This window comes from Clostridium liquoris, assembly GCF_002995785.1.
Taxonomy (GTDB): Bacteria; Bacillota; Clostridia; order Clostridiales; family Clostridiaceae; genus Clostridium_AO; species Clostridium_AO liquoris.
On sequence record NZ_PVXO01000007.1, the window covers coordinates 19,748 to 36,459 of the forward strand.

At 29.5% G+C, this 16,712-nt stretch carries 22 protein-coding genes; 3 read left to right on the forward strand and 19 right to left on the reverse strand.

Going from position 1 to position 16,712, the window contains the following annotated elements; genetic code table 11:
* From CLLI_RS01815 to yedF, 9 genes are all read right to left on the reverse strand, one after another.
* Complete coding sequence (locus CLLI_RS01815) at positions 1–990, reverse strand: YybS family protein (protein ID WP_170063622.1); 990 nt, start codon at positions 988–990, stop codon at positions 1–3.
* 11 nt (positions 991–1,001) lie between these two features.
* A complete protein-coding gene (locus CLLI_RS01820) occupies positions 1,002–1,319 on the reverse strand; it encodes a MazG-like family protein (RefSeq protein ID WP_106062546.1) in 318 nt (105 codons plus the stop codon).
* Between the two features lie 239 nt (positions 1,320–1,558).
* Positions 1,559–1,825, reverse strand: coding sequence for a 30S ribosomal protein S18 (rpsR, locus tag CLLI_RS01825; RefSeq protein ID WP_106062547.1), 267 nt, complete (start codon positions 1,823–1,825; stop codon positions 1,559–1,561).
* Positions 1,826–1,843: 18 nt separating this feature from the next.
* Positions 1,844–2,278, reverse strand: coding sequence for a single-stranded DNA-binding protein (locus CLLI_RS01830; RefSeq protein WP_106062548.1), 435 nt, complete (start codon positions 2,276–2,278; stop codon positions 1,844–1,846).
* Between the two features lie 11 nt (positions 2,279–2,289).
* Complete coding sequence (gene rpsF, locus CLLI_RS01835; protein ID WP_106062549.1) at positions 2,290–2,577, reverse strand: 30S ribosomal protein S6; 288 nt, start codon at positions 2,575–2,577, stop codon at positions 2,290–2,292.
* Positions 2,578–2,674: 97 nt separating this feature from the next.
* Positions 2,675–2,884: a DUF951 domain-containing protein gene (locus CLLI_RS01840; protein WP_106062550.1), complete on the reverse strand. Its 210-nt coding sequence runs from the start codon at positions 2,882–2,884 to the stop codon at positions 2,675–2,677.
* Position 2,885: 1 nt separating this feature from the next.
* Positions 2,886–3,758: a mechanosensitive ion channel family protein gene (locus tag CLLI_RS01845; protein ID WP_106062551.1), complete on the reverse strand. Its 873-nt coding sequence runs from the start codon at positions 3,756–3,758 to the stop codon at positions 2,886–2,888.
* A gap of 46 nt (positions 3,759–3,804) precedes the next feature.
* Entirely contained in the window at positions 3,805–4,053 is a 249-nt protein-coding gene (locus tag CLLI_RS01850; protein ID WP_242975493.1) for a putative Se/S carrier protein, read from the reverse strand.
* A gap of 16 nt (positions 4,054–4,069) precedes the next feature.
* Positions 4,070–4,657: a sulfurtransferase-like selenium metabolism protein YedF gene (yedF, locus tag CLLI_RS01855; protein ID WP_106062553.1), complete on the reverse strand. Its 588-nt coding sequence runs from the start codon at positions 4,655–4,657 to the stop codon at positions 4,070–4,072.
* 146 nt (positions 4,658–4,803) lie between these two features.
* Here yedF and CLLI_RS01860 point away from each other — a divergent pair, with 146 nt between their 5' ends.
* The 3 genes from CLLI_RS01860 to yyaC are packed head-to-tail and all read left to right on the forward strand — an operon-like array spanning position 4,804 to position 7,672.
* A complete protein-coding gene (locus CLLI_RS01860) occupies positions 4,804–5,958 on the forward strand; it encodes an aminotransferase class V-fold PLP-dependent enzyme (protein WP_106062576.1) in 1,155 nt (384 codons plus the stop codon).
* Positions 5,959–5,962: 4 nt separating this feature from the next.
* On the forward strand, positions 5,963–7,018 hold the full coding sequence (gene ytvI, locus CLLI_RS01865; RefSeq protein ID WP_106062554.1) for a sporulation integral membrane protein YtvI: 1,056 nt from the start codon (positions 5,963–5,965) through the stop codon (positions 7,016–7,018).
* Positions 7,019–7,072: 54 nt separating this feature from the next.
* A complete protein-coding gene (yyaC, locus tag CLLI_RS01870) occupies positions 7,073–7,672 on the forward strand; it encodes a spore protease YyaC (protein ID WP_106062555.1) in 600 nt (199 codons plus the stop codon).
* A gap of 89 nt (positions 7,673–7,761) precedes the next feature.
* On the opposite strand, the gene CLLI_RS01875 is transcribed toward yyaC, so the two are convergent.
* From CLLI_RS01875 to CLLI_RS01920, 10 genes are all read right to left on the reverse strand, one after another.
* Entirely contained in the window at positions 7,762–8,016 is a 255-nt protein-coding gene (locus tag CLLI_RS01875; RefSeq protein ID WP_106062556.1) for a YkuS family protein, read from the reverse strand.
* Positions 8,017–8,069: 53 nt separating this feature from the next.
* Complete coding sequence (locus tag CLLI_RS01880; RefSeq protein WP_106062557.1) at positions 8,070–8,573, reverse strand: DUF4446 family protein; 504 nt, start codon at positions 8,571–8,573, stop codon at positions 8,070–8,072.
* 57 nt (positions 8,574–8,630) lie between these two features.
* A complete protein-coding gene (locus CLLI_RS01885) occupies positions 8,631–9,488 on the reverse strand; it encodes a ParB/RepB/Spo0J family partition protein (protein ID WP_106062558.1) in 858 nt (285 codons plus the stop codon).
* Positions 9,489–9,494: 6 nt separating this feature from the next.
* On the reverse strand, positions 9,495–10,259 hold the full coding sequence (locus tag CLLI_RS01890) for a ParA family protein (protein WP_106062559.1): 765 nt from the start codon (positions 10,257–10,259) through the stop codon (positions 9,495–9,497).
* Between the two features lie 169 nt (positions 10,260–10,428).
* Complete coding sequence (gene noc, locus CLLI_RS01895; RefSeq protein ID WP_106062560.1) at positions 10,429–11,208, reverse strand: nucleoid occlusion protein; 780 nt, start codon at positions 11,206–11,208, stop codon at positions 10,429–10,431.
* A 111-nt stretch (positions 11,209–11,319) separates the two neighbouring features.
* Entirely contained in the window at positions 11,320–12,039 is a 720-nt protein-coding gene (rsmG, locus tag CLLI_RS01900) for a 16S rRNA (guanine(527)-N(7))-methyltransferase RsmG (protein WP_106062561.1), read from the reverse strand.
* Between the two features lie 30 nt (positions 12,040–12,069).
* Positions 12,070–13,953, reverse strand: coding sequence for a tRNA uridine-5-carboxymethylaminomethyl(34) synthesis enzyme MnmG (mnmG, locus tag CLLI_RS01905; RefSeq protein ID WP_106062562.1), 1,884 nt, complete (start codon positions 13,951–13,953; stop codon positions 12,070–12,072).
* A gap of 10 nt (positions 13,954–13,963) precedes the next feature.
* Complete coding sequence (gene mnmE / locus CLLI_RS01910; protein ID WP_106062563.1) at positions 13,964–15,343, reverse strand: tRNA uridine-5-carboxymethylaminomethyl(34) synthesis GTPase MnmE; 1,380 nt, start codon at positions 15,341–15,343, stop codon at positions 13,964–13,966.
* Between the two features lie 62 nt (positions 15,344–15,405).
* Positions 15,406–16,032 carry an RNA-binding cell elongation regulator Jag/EloR gene (jag, locus tag CLLI_RS01915; RefSeq protein WP_106062564.1) on the reverse strand — a complete coding sequence of 209 codons (627 nt, stop codon included), beginning with the start codon at positions 16,030–16,032 and terminating at the stop codon, positions 15,406–15,408.
* A gap of 14 nt (positions 16,033–16,046) precedes the next feature.
* Entirely contained in the window at positions 16,047–16,712 is a 666-nt protein-coding gene (locus CLLI_RS01920) for a membrane protein insertase YidC (RefSeq protein ID WP_106062565.1), read from the reverse strand.

Genomic DNA, 16,712 nt, shown 5'->3' on the forward strand with positions numbered 1-16,712 from the left:
CTATTTTGCTCCTAATTTTCTATTTGGATCTAATTTTCTAAAATCAAGTATTACATCTGCTAACCCAAGCATAAAATATATCATTGCTAATGGAGAGAATAAAGTGAAAAGTATTATAAGCACTATAAAACCTTTACCTAAGTTAAATTTGTTTCTTAAATAATAAACTGCCACTGATAAGCCATTAATTAAAAAAGCATATTGTAATAATAATTCAGATGAACTTAATATATATTCTCCACCTTTTATATTCTGCCTTACAAGCAATACGCCTAAAAGCAAAAACATTGCTAAAATAGTGGCTACTTTTACATTTATATATATCTCTGTAAATTTAGGTATTCCTTTTATATTATAACCCAATTTTCTAAGTATAAGCCTTGTAATAATATAAGTTAAATATGCAAATATAATTGAAGATACAATTAAAATAGCTGGCGTTAATTTTAATATAAAATCTGCATTCATCATCTTTAAAGAATCTAAAAGTGGTTTTAGCTGTTCTTGACTTACCCCGACTTTTTTATAAAAATTTATTGCCATATTAAAAGACTCATTAATTGCTTTTACCATTTCTTCAACAAATGCATTTATATTGCTTCCCGTTATTAATTTTATATATACAAAAATGTCTATTGTAGTGCCAATAAAAAATGCTGATGATAAAAGTACTAACGTGGTTGAAATTTTTTTATCATTTTTTATACAATAACCCAAACTCATTCCAGCAAGTCCAAACATAATAGCCGATGTTAACCCCGAAAGAGGATTATATGTCATTCCTACCAAAATTCCACTTACCACTATAGAGATAATTGTAACTTTTGCATTGTGCCTTAAATATAGCACAGTAACAGGTATGGGAAGTATGAACTTTCCTAAGATAGAAAATATGGGCAAGTAAATGCTCATTAAAGCTAAAATTACAATTAAAGTTGTGATAATACCTGCCTCTACTATGCTTTTTGTATTATAAACTCTATTATTCATATTTTCCTCCATCATTGTCTTTCTTTAAGATGAGCATAAAGTCTACTTAAGTCTTTCCCTTCTTTTTCTATTTCATCATCTTCAACAATACCCATCTTTAATTTTTTCTTTATGTTTTCATCTACTGCAGTGTATGAATACCCTAATCTCTCCGCTAATATATACAAAACAATTATTGCCCCGGAAATACAATCGAGTATAGCCCCTTGAGCTATATTACTCCCTCTGGTTAATAGTTTAAAAAAATCTCCTATTATACATAAAAGTTCTGCCTTAAGTTCCTCTATTACCTGTATATTCCTCATTATATTAAACCCATCCTTTTTCATGGAAACCTCCCCTTTTAAACCATATATATATTTATAATATTATCACCTATCCATTTCTTATAATATCCATTTTATTTTGTATATACCTTAATTATATGTTTACTATCAATATTTTACAATATAAAATTAAAAGGGTCTATTCTATTACGCTAATTAAAATAGGCCCCCTAAATCCAAGAACTCTGTTTATAAAAAAAAGGAAATGCGTAACATTCCCTCTTATGTTTATATGAAATTAATTATTCTGTTGTAAATGGTAATAATGCTATATTTCTTGCTCTCTTTATAGCATCAGTTAATTCTCTTTGATGCTTAGCACAGTTTCCAGAAATTCTTCTAGGAAGAATCTTTCCTCTTTCTGTTATATATTTTCTTAATTTATTTATATCTTTATAATCAATACATTCTGATTTATCTACACAGAAAGAACAAACCTTCTTCTTTGCTCTTCTCATTCTTGCTCCGCCTTTTCTTGCACCAGCGTCTCTTCCAGTTTCTCTACTCATTTCATTCCCTCCTTACACTTAAAATGGAATCTCTCCATCATCTACTGGTGTGATATCATCACCATAAGATCCACTATCAAACCCTGATGATGGATTAGATTTAAATCCTTCATTTTGAGATTCACCGGGTTGCTTATTTCCCCATTCTAGGAATTGAACTTCGTCCGCAACTACCTCAGTGACATATCGTCTTATTCCATCTTTTCCTTCATAATTTCTTGTTTGAATTCTACCACTAACTCCAATAAGCTTTCCTTTACTCATGTAGTTTGCCGTAGACTCGGCTTGTTTTCCCCATACTACTACAGGGATAAAATCAGCCTCTCTTGTACCGTCTTTAGAAAATCTTCTATCTACGGCCAATGTAAAGGTGGTAACAGCTGTCCCAGCACCAGGAGTAAATTTAAGTTCTGGGTCCTTGGTTAATCTACCAATTATAACAACCTTATTCATTAAAACACCACCTATTTTTCATCTTTAACAATGATATGTCTGATAACTGAATCATTGATTCTAAATAATCTGTCTAATTCCTTTGGCAATTGTGGTTCAGCAGAAAAGTTCACTAATGTATAGTAACCTTCATTAACTTTTTCTATTTCATAAGCAAGCTTTCTCTTGCCCCATAAATCAACGTTTTCTACTACTCCACCAGCATTTTCAATAACACCCTTAAATTTATCAACAGCAGCATTAACAGCTTCCTCGTCTAATGATGGATGTAGTATAAATATTGTTTCATATTTTCTCATTAGAATTCACCTCCTCCCCTTGGACTAACGGCTGTGGTTTCCACAGCAGGGACTACGAAACATTTTATCACTAAAGAAAATAAAAAGCAATATGTTTTTATTTATTATTTTCTAATTCTTCACCAGTTTTGATTACTTTTTTCATATCTTTTTCGAATTTACTTCTTTCAAGCATTATGATTCTACTACATCCGCAGCATTTTATTTTAATATCTGCTCCCATTCTTATTATTTTCCATTCTTTACTTCCACAAGGGTGGGTCTTTTTCATTTCAACTATATCTCCAATATTAAAAACTTTAGCCATACTATTCCTCCTTTGATATTCTTATCATTGGGTATGCTCTTCTTATATTTTCTTTATCAAGCTCATCTTTTATTTTTTTTCTTAGTTCTATTTCTACATCCCATTGTGTCATAGGTTTAGCCTTTCCAACTATTCTAATTGTAGTACCTGTTTCTTTGAGCTGAGTTATCCCCAAAACATCAGGCCCATCAACTACGTTTTTATTTTCCTTTTTAAACTTCTCACAGGTTTCCTTTATTACTAAAATTGCCTTATCTGCATTTTCATCATTAGCTATATCTATGTCCACTAATATTCTAATGTTACCCCTGGAATGATTTGTAACCTCCCTAATAGAACCATTAGGAATTATATATAGATCTCCATTGAAATCTCTTATTCTTGTAATCCTCAGTTCTATACTTTCGACAATTCCACCTTTATCTTGTATGGTTACATAATCTCCCACAGCATATTGATCCTCAAATAATATAAAAAATCCATTTATTATATCCTTTACAAGGTTTTGTGCCCCAAACCCTATAGCTACACCACCTATACTTGCAAAGGTCAATCCTTGTATACCAAAAAGTATTTCCGTAATTATAAATATCCCAAAAAAGTAAACAGAATATTTAAGTATACTTTTTGAAACAGCACCCAAAGTCTTAGATTTTTTCTCATCTAGTGAAAATCTCATTTTACTTTGTTTTTCAACAAATCTATTTATAATTTTATTTCCTATTTTTATTATTATATACATTAATATAAGTACAATAATAACTCTTATTATATCACCTATAATGTTATTAATGGATTTGTATATATCCTCTTTTTTTATAAAATCTAAAAGCTTAGACCACTGTATATTGAGCAAAAATACTTTATCCCTCATTAATATAGTTAATTCACCTCATTATTTTAATTTTTATTGTCTATGTTTAAATATATAGTCTATAAGAGGAGTCTTCCTCTACATAAATATTTTTTATTTTAATTTTACCCTGTTCTTTAAGTTTTACAATCTTTTCTACATAAGGGTTTTCTATTCTTATGCCTATGCCGCAACTTTTAGTTATACTTGTGGGAGTAGGCATAATTACTAAGGGAATGTTATATCCCTTTAGCACATTCTCACCTTCCATAGCTTCCAAAGTATTATTAAAAATTAAAAGATAATAATTATCCAATTTCATCCTCCATACATTATAATTTTATAGTGTTATTAGAATTACCCATTTTTTCTACTATAGTGTACATATTTGATATCTCTCCAACTTCTAGCTTATCCTTTAAATTATAATAATCTAAACACATTCCACAACTCAATATATTAGAACCCCTTTCTTGAAGTTTTGTCAGACTATCTAATACCTCTGAACCTTTAGTAGTTAGCAATACTCCACTATTTAAAAATATTATATTTTCAGGTATTTTATCACTTTCTGATAATGCAAACATATAACTCTTCATTAACATTGTTCCTAGTTCCTTACTACCTTCTCCAAATTCATTAGTAGAAATAACTAAGGTAACTGTCCCGTTATTAAAACTTATATCTTCACATTTACACTGTAATTCTTTATTTGCAATTATTCTATAATATCCTTCCCTTTGTTCTTTCAACTCTACTTTATATCCAATATTTTTGCAATATTTTAATATATTATTTTTTGCAATTTCATTGTCAACTATTATTTCTCCTTCACCCTCATTAATAGACTCAAAGTATTTTTTTGTTTGAATCACTGGTTCAGGACACTTTAATCCCCTACAATCTATAATTTTACTCATTTAATATTCCTCCATAATGCAATTTTAAAATTTTATTCTATAGTATATAATGTAATATTATACTATAATTATAGCAAATACATGATAAAGATAATAAATTTATAACTAATATTTTAAATTTGTTACTTATAAGGGAGCTGATTGTTATAAAAGTATATTTAGACAATGCTGCTACTACTTTTCCAAAACCAGACTGCGTATATGACGGAATGTTATACTATATGAAAAACATTGGCGCAAGTTCTGGCAGAGGGGCTTATTCTAGTGCATTAGAAAGTAGTAGAATTGTATATAATTGCAGAAAAATAATAGGCGAATTTTTTAATTTTAACAAAATAGAAAACATAATTTTTACCTCTAATATTACTACCTCATTAAACATATTATTGAAATCCATAATAAAGGACAATTGGCATATAATAACCTCCTCAATGGAGCATAACTCTGTATTAAGGCCATTAAGCTCAATTTCAAAATTAAAGAATGTTGAGGTTGACATAATACAATGTTCTCCTAATGGAATAATCCCTATAGAAGAATTTAAAAAGAAAATAAAAAATAATACTAAACTTGTGGTAATGTCCCATGCTTCAAATATAATTGGTTCCATACAGCCATTAGAAGAAATAGGCCGCATATGTAAAGAAAAAGGTATATACTTTATTGTTGATTCTGCTCAAACTGCTGGAGTAATTCCTTTAGACTTCAGTAAATTAAATTGCAGTGCCTTAGCTTTTACCGGTCATAAAGGTCTATTAGGTCCTCAAGGAACTGGTGGTTTTATAATATCTGATGAACTAAATGAAGAAGCATTACCATTCATAGAAGGCGGCACAGGCAGCGATTCTGAGAATATATTTCAGCCTACATTTTTGCCAGATAAATTTGAAAGTGGAACTTTAAATACACCAGGTATAGCGGGATTATACTATGGAATAAATTTTATTAAAAATACAGGTATTGAATATATTCATGAAAAGGAAATATATCTATTTAAAGCATTTTTAGAAAAGTTAATGAACATGGATTTTATAAAAATTTATGGATATGACAAAAGTATTTCTTATGTTCCAACCATATCAATCCATTTTAAGGATATTGAAAATTCAGTGTTATCTTATATATTAGATAGTGAATTTGGTATAGAAACACGAACAGGTCTACATTGTGCTCCATTGGCACATAAAACCATTGGTACTTTCCCTAATGGAACTGTAAGGTTTAGTTTAGGATTTTTTAATACAATTGAGGATATAAACTATACTATAGATAGCTTATATAATATATGGAAAAGGAAGTGAATAAATGGATAGATTTATAGAAAAGTTTGATAAAATTATTCTTTTTTTTATTATATATACTCTTGTATTTTTAGTATTTTTTAAAGCCTTAAATTATGCATTACCCTTTGTACTAGCTTTTATTTTTTCTTTAATTCTAAAAAAGCCTACAGAATTATTAATTAGCAAATTTAAAATAAAAAAAGGCATTGCATCTTTAATTACTACTTTAATATTTTTTACACTTATAATACTACTATTATCTCTAGGAATAGCTTCTCTAACTAAGGAAGCTATTCAGCTAGGCAAAAACACTCAAAATTATTTATCTAATAATTCAAATAATATATATAATTTTTTTCAAAACCTAAATATCTATTATAATAATTTAGATCCATCAATAATTAATGCAATAGAAAATACTTTACTTAGTTCAGTATCTAAAATTTCAAATCTTACTATGTTAATTACAAGTAAAATTGTTCAAGGTGTAATTTCTTTTTTAACATATATACCGTATTTATTCATGGTTATATTATTTACATTGCTTTCAACCTACTTCTTTACTAAAGATCTTACATCTGCAAAAAACAAATTTTTAAGCCATGTACCAACAGATAATCCTGATAGAATGCAATACATCTTTGCTCAATCCAAAAAGATGCTTGTAAATTATGCATTATCTTATTTATTGGTTATAAGCATTACTTTTATTGAGACTTTACTTGGTTTTTCAATTCTAAAGGTGAAGTATGCAGTTATATTAAGTATAATTGCTGCAATTTTTGATATACTGCCTATTCTAGGGATAGGAGGAATCTATATTCCATTGGCTTTAATTTATATGTTTATTCAGAAAGATTATTTTACATCTTTCGGCATACTTATTTGGTATATAGTAGTAACAGTAGTACGGCAAATACTTGAGCCTAAAATAGTATCCTCTTCTTTGGGAATACATCCAGTTGCAGTTTTAGCATCAATTTTTATTGGCTTAAAAGTAAATGGCCTTTCAGGAATGTTCTTTTGTATATTTTTAGTAGTATTTTATAAGGTCTTAAAAAGCGTGGAAGTATTATAACTAAATGTATAAAAAACCTCCCCATGGATATAATTCCAAATGGGAGGTTTTTTTATGAAAGAAAAAATTGTTATTGATTCATCATTAAGCAATTCTGCTATAATATTAAGAGATACCTTATGTGAATATATACTACCTGTTATAAAATCTAAAAGAGAAATTATTTTTCTCTGTATAGGTTCTGATAGATCTACAGGTGATAGTCTTGGACCATTGGTAGGTCACAAATTACAGTTTTTATCAAGAGAAAACTTATATATATACGGAAATTTAAAAAGTCCTGTTCATGCTAAAAATATATGCGAAATTATCAGTAAAATCGAAAAGGAATTTAAGGACCCATATATTATAGCAATTGATGCTTGTCTCGGAAATGTTCAAAATATAGGTAAGATATGCATTGAAGAAAAACCTTTATCACCTGGCTCCGCAATGAACAAAAATTTGCCTCCAGTTGGCAATCTTAGTATAACCGGTATTGTTAATATTTCTGGGGCACTAGAATTTATGGTTTTACAAAACACAAGATTAAATACCGTAATGGAATTAGCTGATACAATTTCAAATGGTATTTATCATTCCATACTAAAAACTGTCGGCGGTAAAAAAACAGAAAAAACCATTTCCGACCATATTATATCAGATAATATATGATATAATAATAGCCAAGAAAATATTTGTTTAATTATCTTGGCTATTATTATATTACAAAGTATATAATCATATAAATGCGCTTTTGCTATTTACAATATTGAGCTATAAGTTCTATTATTAAGTATATATTCTATCTCATCTACACTTTTACATCCTATATCTACTATTAAAGTTCCATCCCTATTTATACTATTTTTCATACTTAATTTTGACAATCCACCATTTTTCAAATTACATATTATTGCATCACAAGTCTCATTATCTATTGAAGTAATTACCTTATATCCCCTTTCCTCCAATTCTTCCTTTATATATCTAAGCTCCTCTGTAACACATACCACCATAAAAAAACCTCCTTTTAGGTAATTTTACCCTAAGGGGGATTTTTTATTCATGTTTATACAGCTTTATTCATGGCATCTTTTAATACATAATTCTCTTCTTCTGAAAGTTCATACCTTGACAATCCTTTATCTATTGGCTTAGCATAGGTTGTACTTTCATTTCTTCCATAAATACCAGTGAGAATAATACCATCGTTTTTATTATCTAAAAAAGCTATAGAATAGCTTAAATCACTTCCTACATCTTCAAAAGCCCTATATCTCACTATTGATACTTTTTGCACACATGAATTTAATTTATTATTTAATGATTTATATAACTCATTCATGTGTTCTGTTTGTTCAGCTGCTTTATCTATTTTATCTAAATACATAGTAATAAGTTCCTCAATATTTTTATTATCAACCCCTCTCATAAACTTTCTATATTTATTTTCCAACCTATTAATAGACTTAGATTGTATAATTACTATAAAAAATAAAATAATTACCATCACTGCAAGTATTATGACAATTATAGTTTGAAGGTTGTTTATAATACTTAATATATTTTCCATGTATCTTTCCCCTTCCTATAATGTTTCACGTGAAACATTAGCTTAGTGTTTATATTATTATAGTTTTAATATATCTAGTATCCTTTGAAGATCTTCCTCTGAGTAATACTCTATTTCAATTTTCCCTTTATTTTTCTTAGTATTAAGATATACTTTCGTTCCAAATAACTCTTCTAATCTATTTTTTAGATCCATGTAATATGGATTATTAGATTTATTTTCTTTTTTCTTATTATGTGATTTTGTATTAGACAATTCTCGTATAAGTTTTTCTGTTTCTCTTACACTTAAATTCTCATCAATAACAGTTTGTGAAACTTTATATTGTAATTCATTATCCGTTAATGATAAGATAGCTCTACCATGACCTTCTGAAATAACCCCATCAATTAAGTAATCCTGAACTCTTTTATCTAAGTTTAATAATCTTAAACAATTAGCAATTGCTGTTCTTGATTTACCAATTCTTTTACTGAGATCTTCTTGGGTTAACTTAAAATCATCCAGAAGCTTTTTATATGCTTTTGCCTCTTCAATAGGGTTTAAATCTTGTCTTTGTATGTTTTCAATTAATGATATTTCTAACACATCTTTATCACTTAAATCCATTATTATTGCTGGAATATCCTTTAACCCAGCTAGCTTTGCTGCTCTCCAACGTCTTTCCCCTGCTACTATTGTGTAAACACTATTATCTTCCTTAACTATTATGGGTTGAATTAATCCATGTTCTTTAATCGATTGAGATAATTGAATTATCGCTTCTTCATCAAATCTTTTTCGTGGTTGTCCACTATTAGGCTTTATTAAAGCCATGGATAATTTATTTATATTATTATCATTAGGCACATCTTCATTAATTTCTTCAGGAATAAGAGCCCCTAAGCCTTTTCCTAATCCAGATTTTTTACTCATCCTTCTCTATTTCTGCCTCCTTAAAAATTCTTTAGTTAAACATTCATAGGCCTCTGCACCTTTACATTTTCCATCATATAAAAGAATAGGTAATCCAAAGCTTGGTGCTTCTGCTAATCTAATATTTCTAGGAATACTTGTTTCATATACTTTATCCTTAAAATATTTCTTTACTTCTGTAACGACATCAATTGAAAGGTTTGTTCTTCCATCGAACATACTCATTATAACCCCTTCTACCTCTAGTTCTTTATTTAGGGATCTTTTAACAAGCTGAATAGTATTAACTAATTGCCCTACTCCTTCCAAGGCATAAAATTCACACTGAATAGGTATTAGAACACTATTTGAGGCAACTAATGCATTTAATGTTAAGAGACCTAAAGATGGTGGACAGTCTATAAATATAAAGTCAAAATCGTCTTTAATTGAAGCAATTTTGTCCTTCAATATAGCTTCCCTATTATCGGTACCAATCAATTCAACTTCTGCTCCCGCTAACTCCATTGTAGATGGCGCTATATATAAATTACTTATAAGTTCACTTTGTTTAATTACATCTTTTATTGAAAGATCAGATGTTAATACATCATATATTGAAAGATTTAGTTTTCTCTTATCAATTCCTAAACCACTAGTAGTATTTCCTTGAGGATCTATATCTATTGAAAGCACTTTATACCCTTCCATACAAAGATAAGAACATAAATTTATATTAGTTGTAGTCTTACCTACCCCACCCTTTTGGTTGAAAATAGAAATAACCTTCATATACTTCTCCACCTACTTTTCTATGTAATAACCCCTTTACTATATTAATTATATAGTCATTAACATAATATTAAAAGTACTTTATAAAAATTTAATAGAAATAGGAACTTCTTAATGTAGAAGTTCCTTAATATTAGTTTCAATTAAAAATTGTTTCACGTGAAACAATCTATTTTTTAGGAATAGTAACAGTAATTTGTATTCTATCTTCTAATTCTTTGGATGTATATTGAGCCGTTACCCCATATTTATCAAATACTTGCTTTACTGTATTTATATAAACCTTAGGAGTAAATATTCCTTTAATCCTCTTTTTCCCATCCTTAGCTAAGTTGTTTTCAGTTATTTTTATCAATTCGTTTTCTATTAATTCTTCTGTTTTCTTTACATTTAAGTTCTTTCTTACAATTACCCTTAATACTTTCTTTTGTAATTCATCCGTTGGTAATTTCAATAAAGCTCTGGCATGTCTTTCAGTTAAATTATTTTCTAATAATATTTTTCTGACGTCCGGTGACAGCTTAAGTAATCTTATTTTATTGGCTATAGTTGATTGTTTCTTACCTATAAGCTCTGCCAGTTGTTCTTGAGTGTAATTATGTTCTTTTATTAGATTATAGTAAGCTTCAGCTTCTTCTAAAAAATTCAAATCTTCTCTTTGTATATTTTCTAACAATGCAATAGCTGCAGATTCTTTATCTGTCACATCAACGATTATAACGGGTACTTCTTTTAACCCAATTTTTTTAGCAGCTCTTAATCTTCTTTCTCCTGCAACAAGTTCAAATCTATTTTCTCCCATTTTTCTTACTGATAGAGGTTGGATTATACCATAGCTTTTTATTGATTTAGCTAACTCATCTATAGCTTCTTCATTAAATATCTTTCTTGGCTGATATACATTAGGAGAAATTAGCTCTGCACTTATATACTTTACATTCTCTTCCATAACTAACCATCCCTCTTATGCTTTCCTTTAATTAACAATTCTCCAAACTTATTTAAAATCCTTCTTTATTTTATAATATTTCTATGACAAATTGCTACAGAATAAATACTATTATTTAATTGGACTTTTTGCCGCAGTACCTGCTTTTCTGGGATACTTTTGCGGAGTATTTTTTATTTTCTTTATTACTACTAAATTATGTTGTAAATCACTTTCCTCTATTTGCACCTTTATAATATCCTCAATTTTACCACCTAACGTTGATATAGCATTTTCCCCTTCTTTTATTTCCTCATCTATAGCCGGTCCTTTCATAGCAACAAAATATCCACCTAATTTTACATAAGGTATACAAAATTCACTTAATACTGCTAAATTTGCAACAGCCCTTGAGACAACGGCGTCAGATTTCTCTCTGTATTCTTCTTTTCTCGAATAGTCCTCAGCTCTTCCATGCAAAGTAGTAATATTAGTTAAAGCTAATTCATTTACAACTTCATTAAGAAACTTTATTCTTTTATTTAGAGAGTCCAATAGGACTATTTCTTTACTACTATCTATAATTTTCATTGGTATCCCAGGGAATCCAGCACCTGTACCAATATCCATTATTTTTTTGCATTCTTTTAATGGAGAAAATTTATAAATTTTAATACTATCTATAAAATGCTTTTTTATAATGTCTTCATCTTCTGTTATAGCAGTAAGGTTGATTTTTTCATTCCACTCTTTTATCAAATCTTTATATTTAATAAAATTATTGTATATTTCTTCATCAAAACTTATGCCAATATCTATACATGCAGAACTCAAAAGATCATAATATTGCATATTATACCTCCGATATATAAAATATTAAATTTATTCATTGTATTTTTTAGATTTATGCTCCAAATAAATTAGAAGTACAGATACATCTGCTGGAGATACTCCTGATATTCTAGAAGCCTGACCTATATTCATTGGTCTAATCTTATTTAATTTTTGTATAGCTTCTATTCTTAATCCATGTACATTACTATAATCAATATTTTCAGGAATAATTCTTTTTTCAAATTTTCTATATTGCTTAACCTGCTCTAACTGCTTCTCTATATATCCTTCATATTTTGACATAGTATTTACTTCTTCTTGTACATCAAATGATAATTCCGGTCTTTCTAAATCTAAAATCTGTACTTTAAAATAATCGAGTTCTGGTCTTTTTATCAATTCATATAAACTAATAGGTTTTTTAAGTTCAGTAGAGTTTAAGGATACTAAAAACTTATTAACTTCCTTTTTATTTGTTATTTGAAGATTTTTTATTCTCTCTATTTCTTTTTCGATTGATTTTTTTCTTTCTAAATACTTGTTATATCTTTCTTCACTTACAAGTCCTACTGAATGTCCAATTTCTGTCAGCCTTAAATCTGCATTGTCTTGTCTTAAAAGCAGTCTATACTCTGAACGTGATGTCATCATTCTGTAAGGCTCATTAGTTCCTTTAGTTACTAAATCATCTATTAATACACCTATATAGGCATCTGATCTATTTAAAATAATCGGTTCCTTACCTTTAACCTTCATAGCTGCATTTATACCTGCTATTAGTCCTTGAGATCCAGCTTCTTCATAACCTGAACTTCCATTAATTTGACCTGCCCCAAATAATCCTTCAATATCTTTAAATTCCAATGATAATTTTAATTGTTGAGGATCTATACAATCATATTCTATAGCATAGGCTGTTCTTAAGAACTCAACATTTTCAAGCCCAGGGACAGTTCTATACATAGCCACTTGAACATCTTCAGGCATAGAACTGGACATTCCACCAACGTATAATTCATCTGTATTTTCCCCTTCTGGTTCTATAAATACCTGATGTTTTTCCTTATCGGGAAATCTCATAACCTTATCTTCTATTGAAGGACAATATCTTGGTCCAATTCCTTCTATAGAACCATTATATAAAGGTGATCTATTGATATTATTTCTTATAATATCATGAGTATTTTCATTTGTATAAGTTAAATAACAGGAAACTTGATCCCTTTCTAAATTATCACTCATAAAAGAAAAGGGAACTATTCTGTCATCACCTGGCTGTTCAATCATCTTTGAAAAATCTACAGTTTTTGCATTAATTCTAGCGGGTGTTCCAGTTTTAAATCTTCTTAGTTTTATTCCTAAATCTAAAAGGCATTGTGATAAATCATTTGCAGGAAATAAACCATTAGGTCCGCTGCTGTAACTTATATCTCCTATAATTACTTTCCCCTTCAAGTAAGTGCCTGTGGCTAATATAACTGTCTTTGTAATATAATAGGCTCCATTTTTGGTTAATACTCCTTTAACTTTACCATTCTCTAAATCTATAGAAATTACCTCTATTTGCTTTAATGTTAGGTTTTCCTGCTTTTCAAGTATATTTTTCATTCTTTCAGAATATCTTCTTTTATCCGCCTGTGCTCTTAGAGAATGTACAGCAGGTCCCTTAGAAGTGTTTAGCATCCTTGATTGTATGAAGGAGTGATCTATATTTATTCCCATCTCTCCACCTAATGCATCTATTTCTCTAACTAAATGACCCTTAGCTGTACCTCCTATATTGGGGTTACATGGCATTAAAGCTACACTATCAAGATTTATAGTACACACTAAAACCTTACAACCAATTCTTGCAGCAGCGAGTCCTGCCTCGCAACCAGCATGGCCTGCTCCAACTACAACTACATCATAATCTCCCGCATAATATTTCATTCTTTTCTCCCTACTTTCCTAAACAAAATTCTGAGAATATTTTATCAATAATATCTTCTTCCAAGGTTTCTCCAGTAATTTCACCAAGTGTTAACCATGCATTTCTAATATCTATAGAAGCTAAATCTATAGCAAGGGTATTGGTTAAAGTATCCATAGCTGACTTGCAGCTTTCCTTTGCTCTGATTAAAGCCTCCTTGTGTCTTGTATTAGTTATTATAACATCTCCAGATTTTACTTCTCCATTGAAGAATAAATCCTTTATACATTGCTTAAGTTTTTCAATTCCTTCTCCAGTCTTTGCTGAGGTTTCTATTATATATTTAGAATTTAATTCTTTCAGCTGATTTGTATTTATCCTACATCCTAAATCTCTTTTATTTAAAAGAACTATGTATTTTTTATCTTTTATATAATCTATTATTTCATAGTCTTCATTGTCCAATTCTGCACTTGAATCCAACATAAGAATAACTAAATCTGATTCATTTATTTTTTCTTTTGATTTCTGAACACCAATTTTTTCAACGATATCTTCTGTTTCTCTAATTCCTGCTGTATCTACTATTTTTATTGGCACACCATCTAGGTTTATATATTCCTCTATAACATCTCTTGTAGTTCCAGGAACCTCAGTAACTATCGCCCTTTTTTCCATTAGAAGTGCATTCAATAATGATGATTTTCCAACATTGGGTTTACCAACAATAACTACATTTAGCCCTTCTCTAAGAATCTTCCCCTCATCTGCTGTATCTAATAGTCTATCTATATCTTTTTCTATTTCCATTAAATCCTTTTTTACTTCATTTCCCGTAATTTCTTCTAAGTCTTCCTCTGGGAAATCAACAGTAGCTTCTATATGTGCTATGATTTGAAGTAATTTATTTCTTAAAGAATTTATTTCCTTAGAAACTCTTCCTTCAGACTGTAAAACTGCTGATTTCATTGATAATTCAGTTTTAGATCTTATTATATCAATAACCGCTTCTGCCTGACTCAAATCAATTCTTCCATTTAAAAAAGCTCTTTTTGTAAATTCTCCAGGCTCTGCAAGTCTTCCGCCAGCTTTTATAACTTCTTGCAATACTTTTTTTGTAGGTGTAACTCCGCCATGACAGTTTATTTCAACTGTATCTTCCGCTGTAAAACTTCTAGGACCTTTCATGAAGCTTACTAAAACTTCATCTAAAATATCTCCCGTTTCCTTTTCTATAATATGCCCATATCTCATAGTATAAGGCTTCATATCGCTTAAGTTTTTTCCATTCTTAGCTTTAAAGATACTATCTACTATACCTAAGCACTTATCTCCTGAAACCCTAATAATTGAAATTCCGCCTTCACCTAATACTGTTGACACCGCTGCTATAGTATCAAATTCTTTCATATTTTTACACCCCTTATTGTTACAGCTTTTTTATTACTATAAATTTAAAAAGAAAGCCATCATTAGGCTTTCTTTAAATCTACAACTACTCTTCTATAAGGCTCCTCACCTTCGCTATAGGTTTCAACATAGGGATCATTTTGAAGAACAGAGTGAATTATTCTTCTTTCATATGGATTCATTGGTTCTAATTTTATAACTTTTCCTGTTCTCTTTGCCTTATTAGCTATCTTTATAGCAAGCCTTTTTAAAGTTTCTTCCCTTTTTTGCCTATAGTTCTCCGTATCTAATAGCACCCTCTTGTATTCATTTTCATGATCCTTATTTACTGCAAGACTAACTAAATATTGAAGTGCGTCTAATGTTTCTCCTCTATATCCTATAAGTATACCCATATCTGGTCCCGTCATAGAAATTTTTAAAACCTTTTCTTCTTCTTTAACTGTTATTTCCGCCTCTACTCCCATGTTTTTTAAAATTTCTTTTAAAAATGCCTTTGCTTCATATCCATAATCTTTTTTTACAGTTACTCTAACCTTTGCAGGTCTTGCTCCAATTAATTTAAATAGCCCCTTACTGCCTTCATCAAGGACTTGAACTTCTACCTTATCTTGTGTTACATTAAGCTCTTTTATCGCATTACTAACAGCATCCTCTACTGTCTTTCCCGTCATATCTATTGTCTTCATACCGTAAACACCCCCTAGGCATCATTTTCTGCCATGTGTTTTTCTTCTAACTTCTTAGTAAAAATCGTTTGACCCATCTGAATTAAGTTACTTACCACCCAATATAAAACTAGTGCAGATTTCAACTTCCAGCTGATTACTATCATAAATAATGACATATATAAATTCATAGCAGACGCTTGCTTAGACTGAGGATTGTTATCACCAGGATTATTCATAAGAATTCCTGCATAATATTGTGTAGCACCTGAAAGAACGGCAAGAATAACATCTGGTTTAGCCAAATCTTTTATCCATAGGAAACTAACACCACTTATTCCACTTATATTATTAAACACATAATACAAAGCCAATAATATTGGCCACTGAATAAGTAATGGTAAACACCCTCCAAAAGGACTTACTCCCTTATCTTTATAAAGTTTCATCATTTCCTGCTGAGCTCTTTGAGGGTCATTTTTATATTTATCCTGTAACTTTTTTACATCAGGCTGAATCTTTGTCATTCTAATACTTGATCTTATTGATTTTATATTAAGAGGTACGAGTATTATTTTTATTATTAATGTAACTAGAATAATAGTTATTCCATACGAGTAATTTGGATTTGTTATTAAGTTAGCTACTAGTTTGTGCACATAAACAAAAAATTGAACTAACGCATTATTTAGATGACTCAT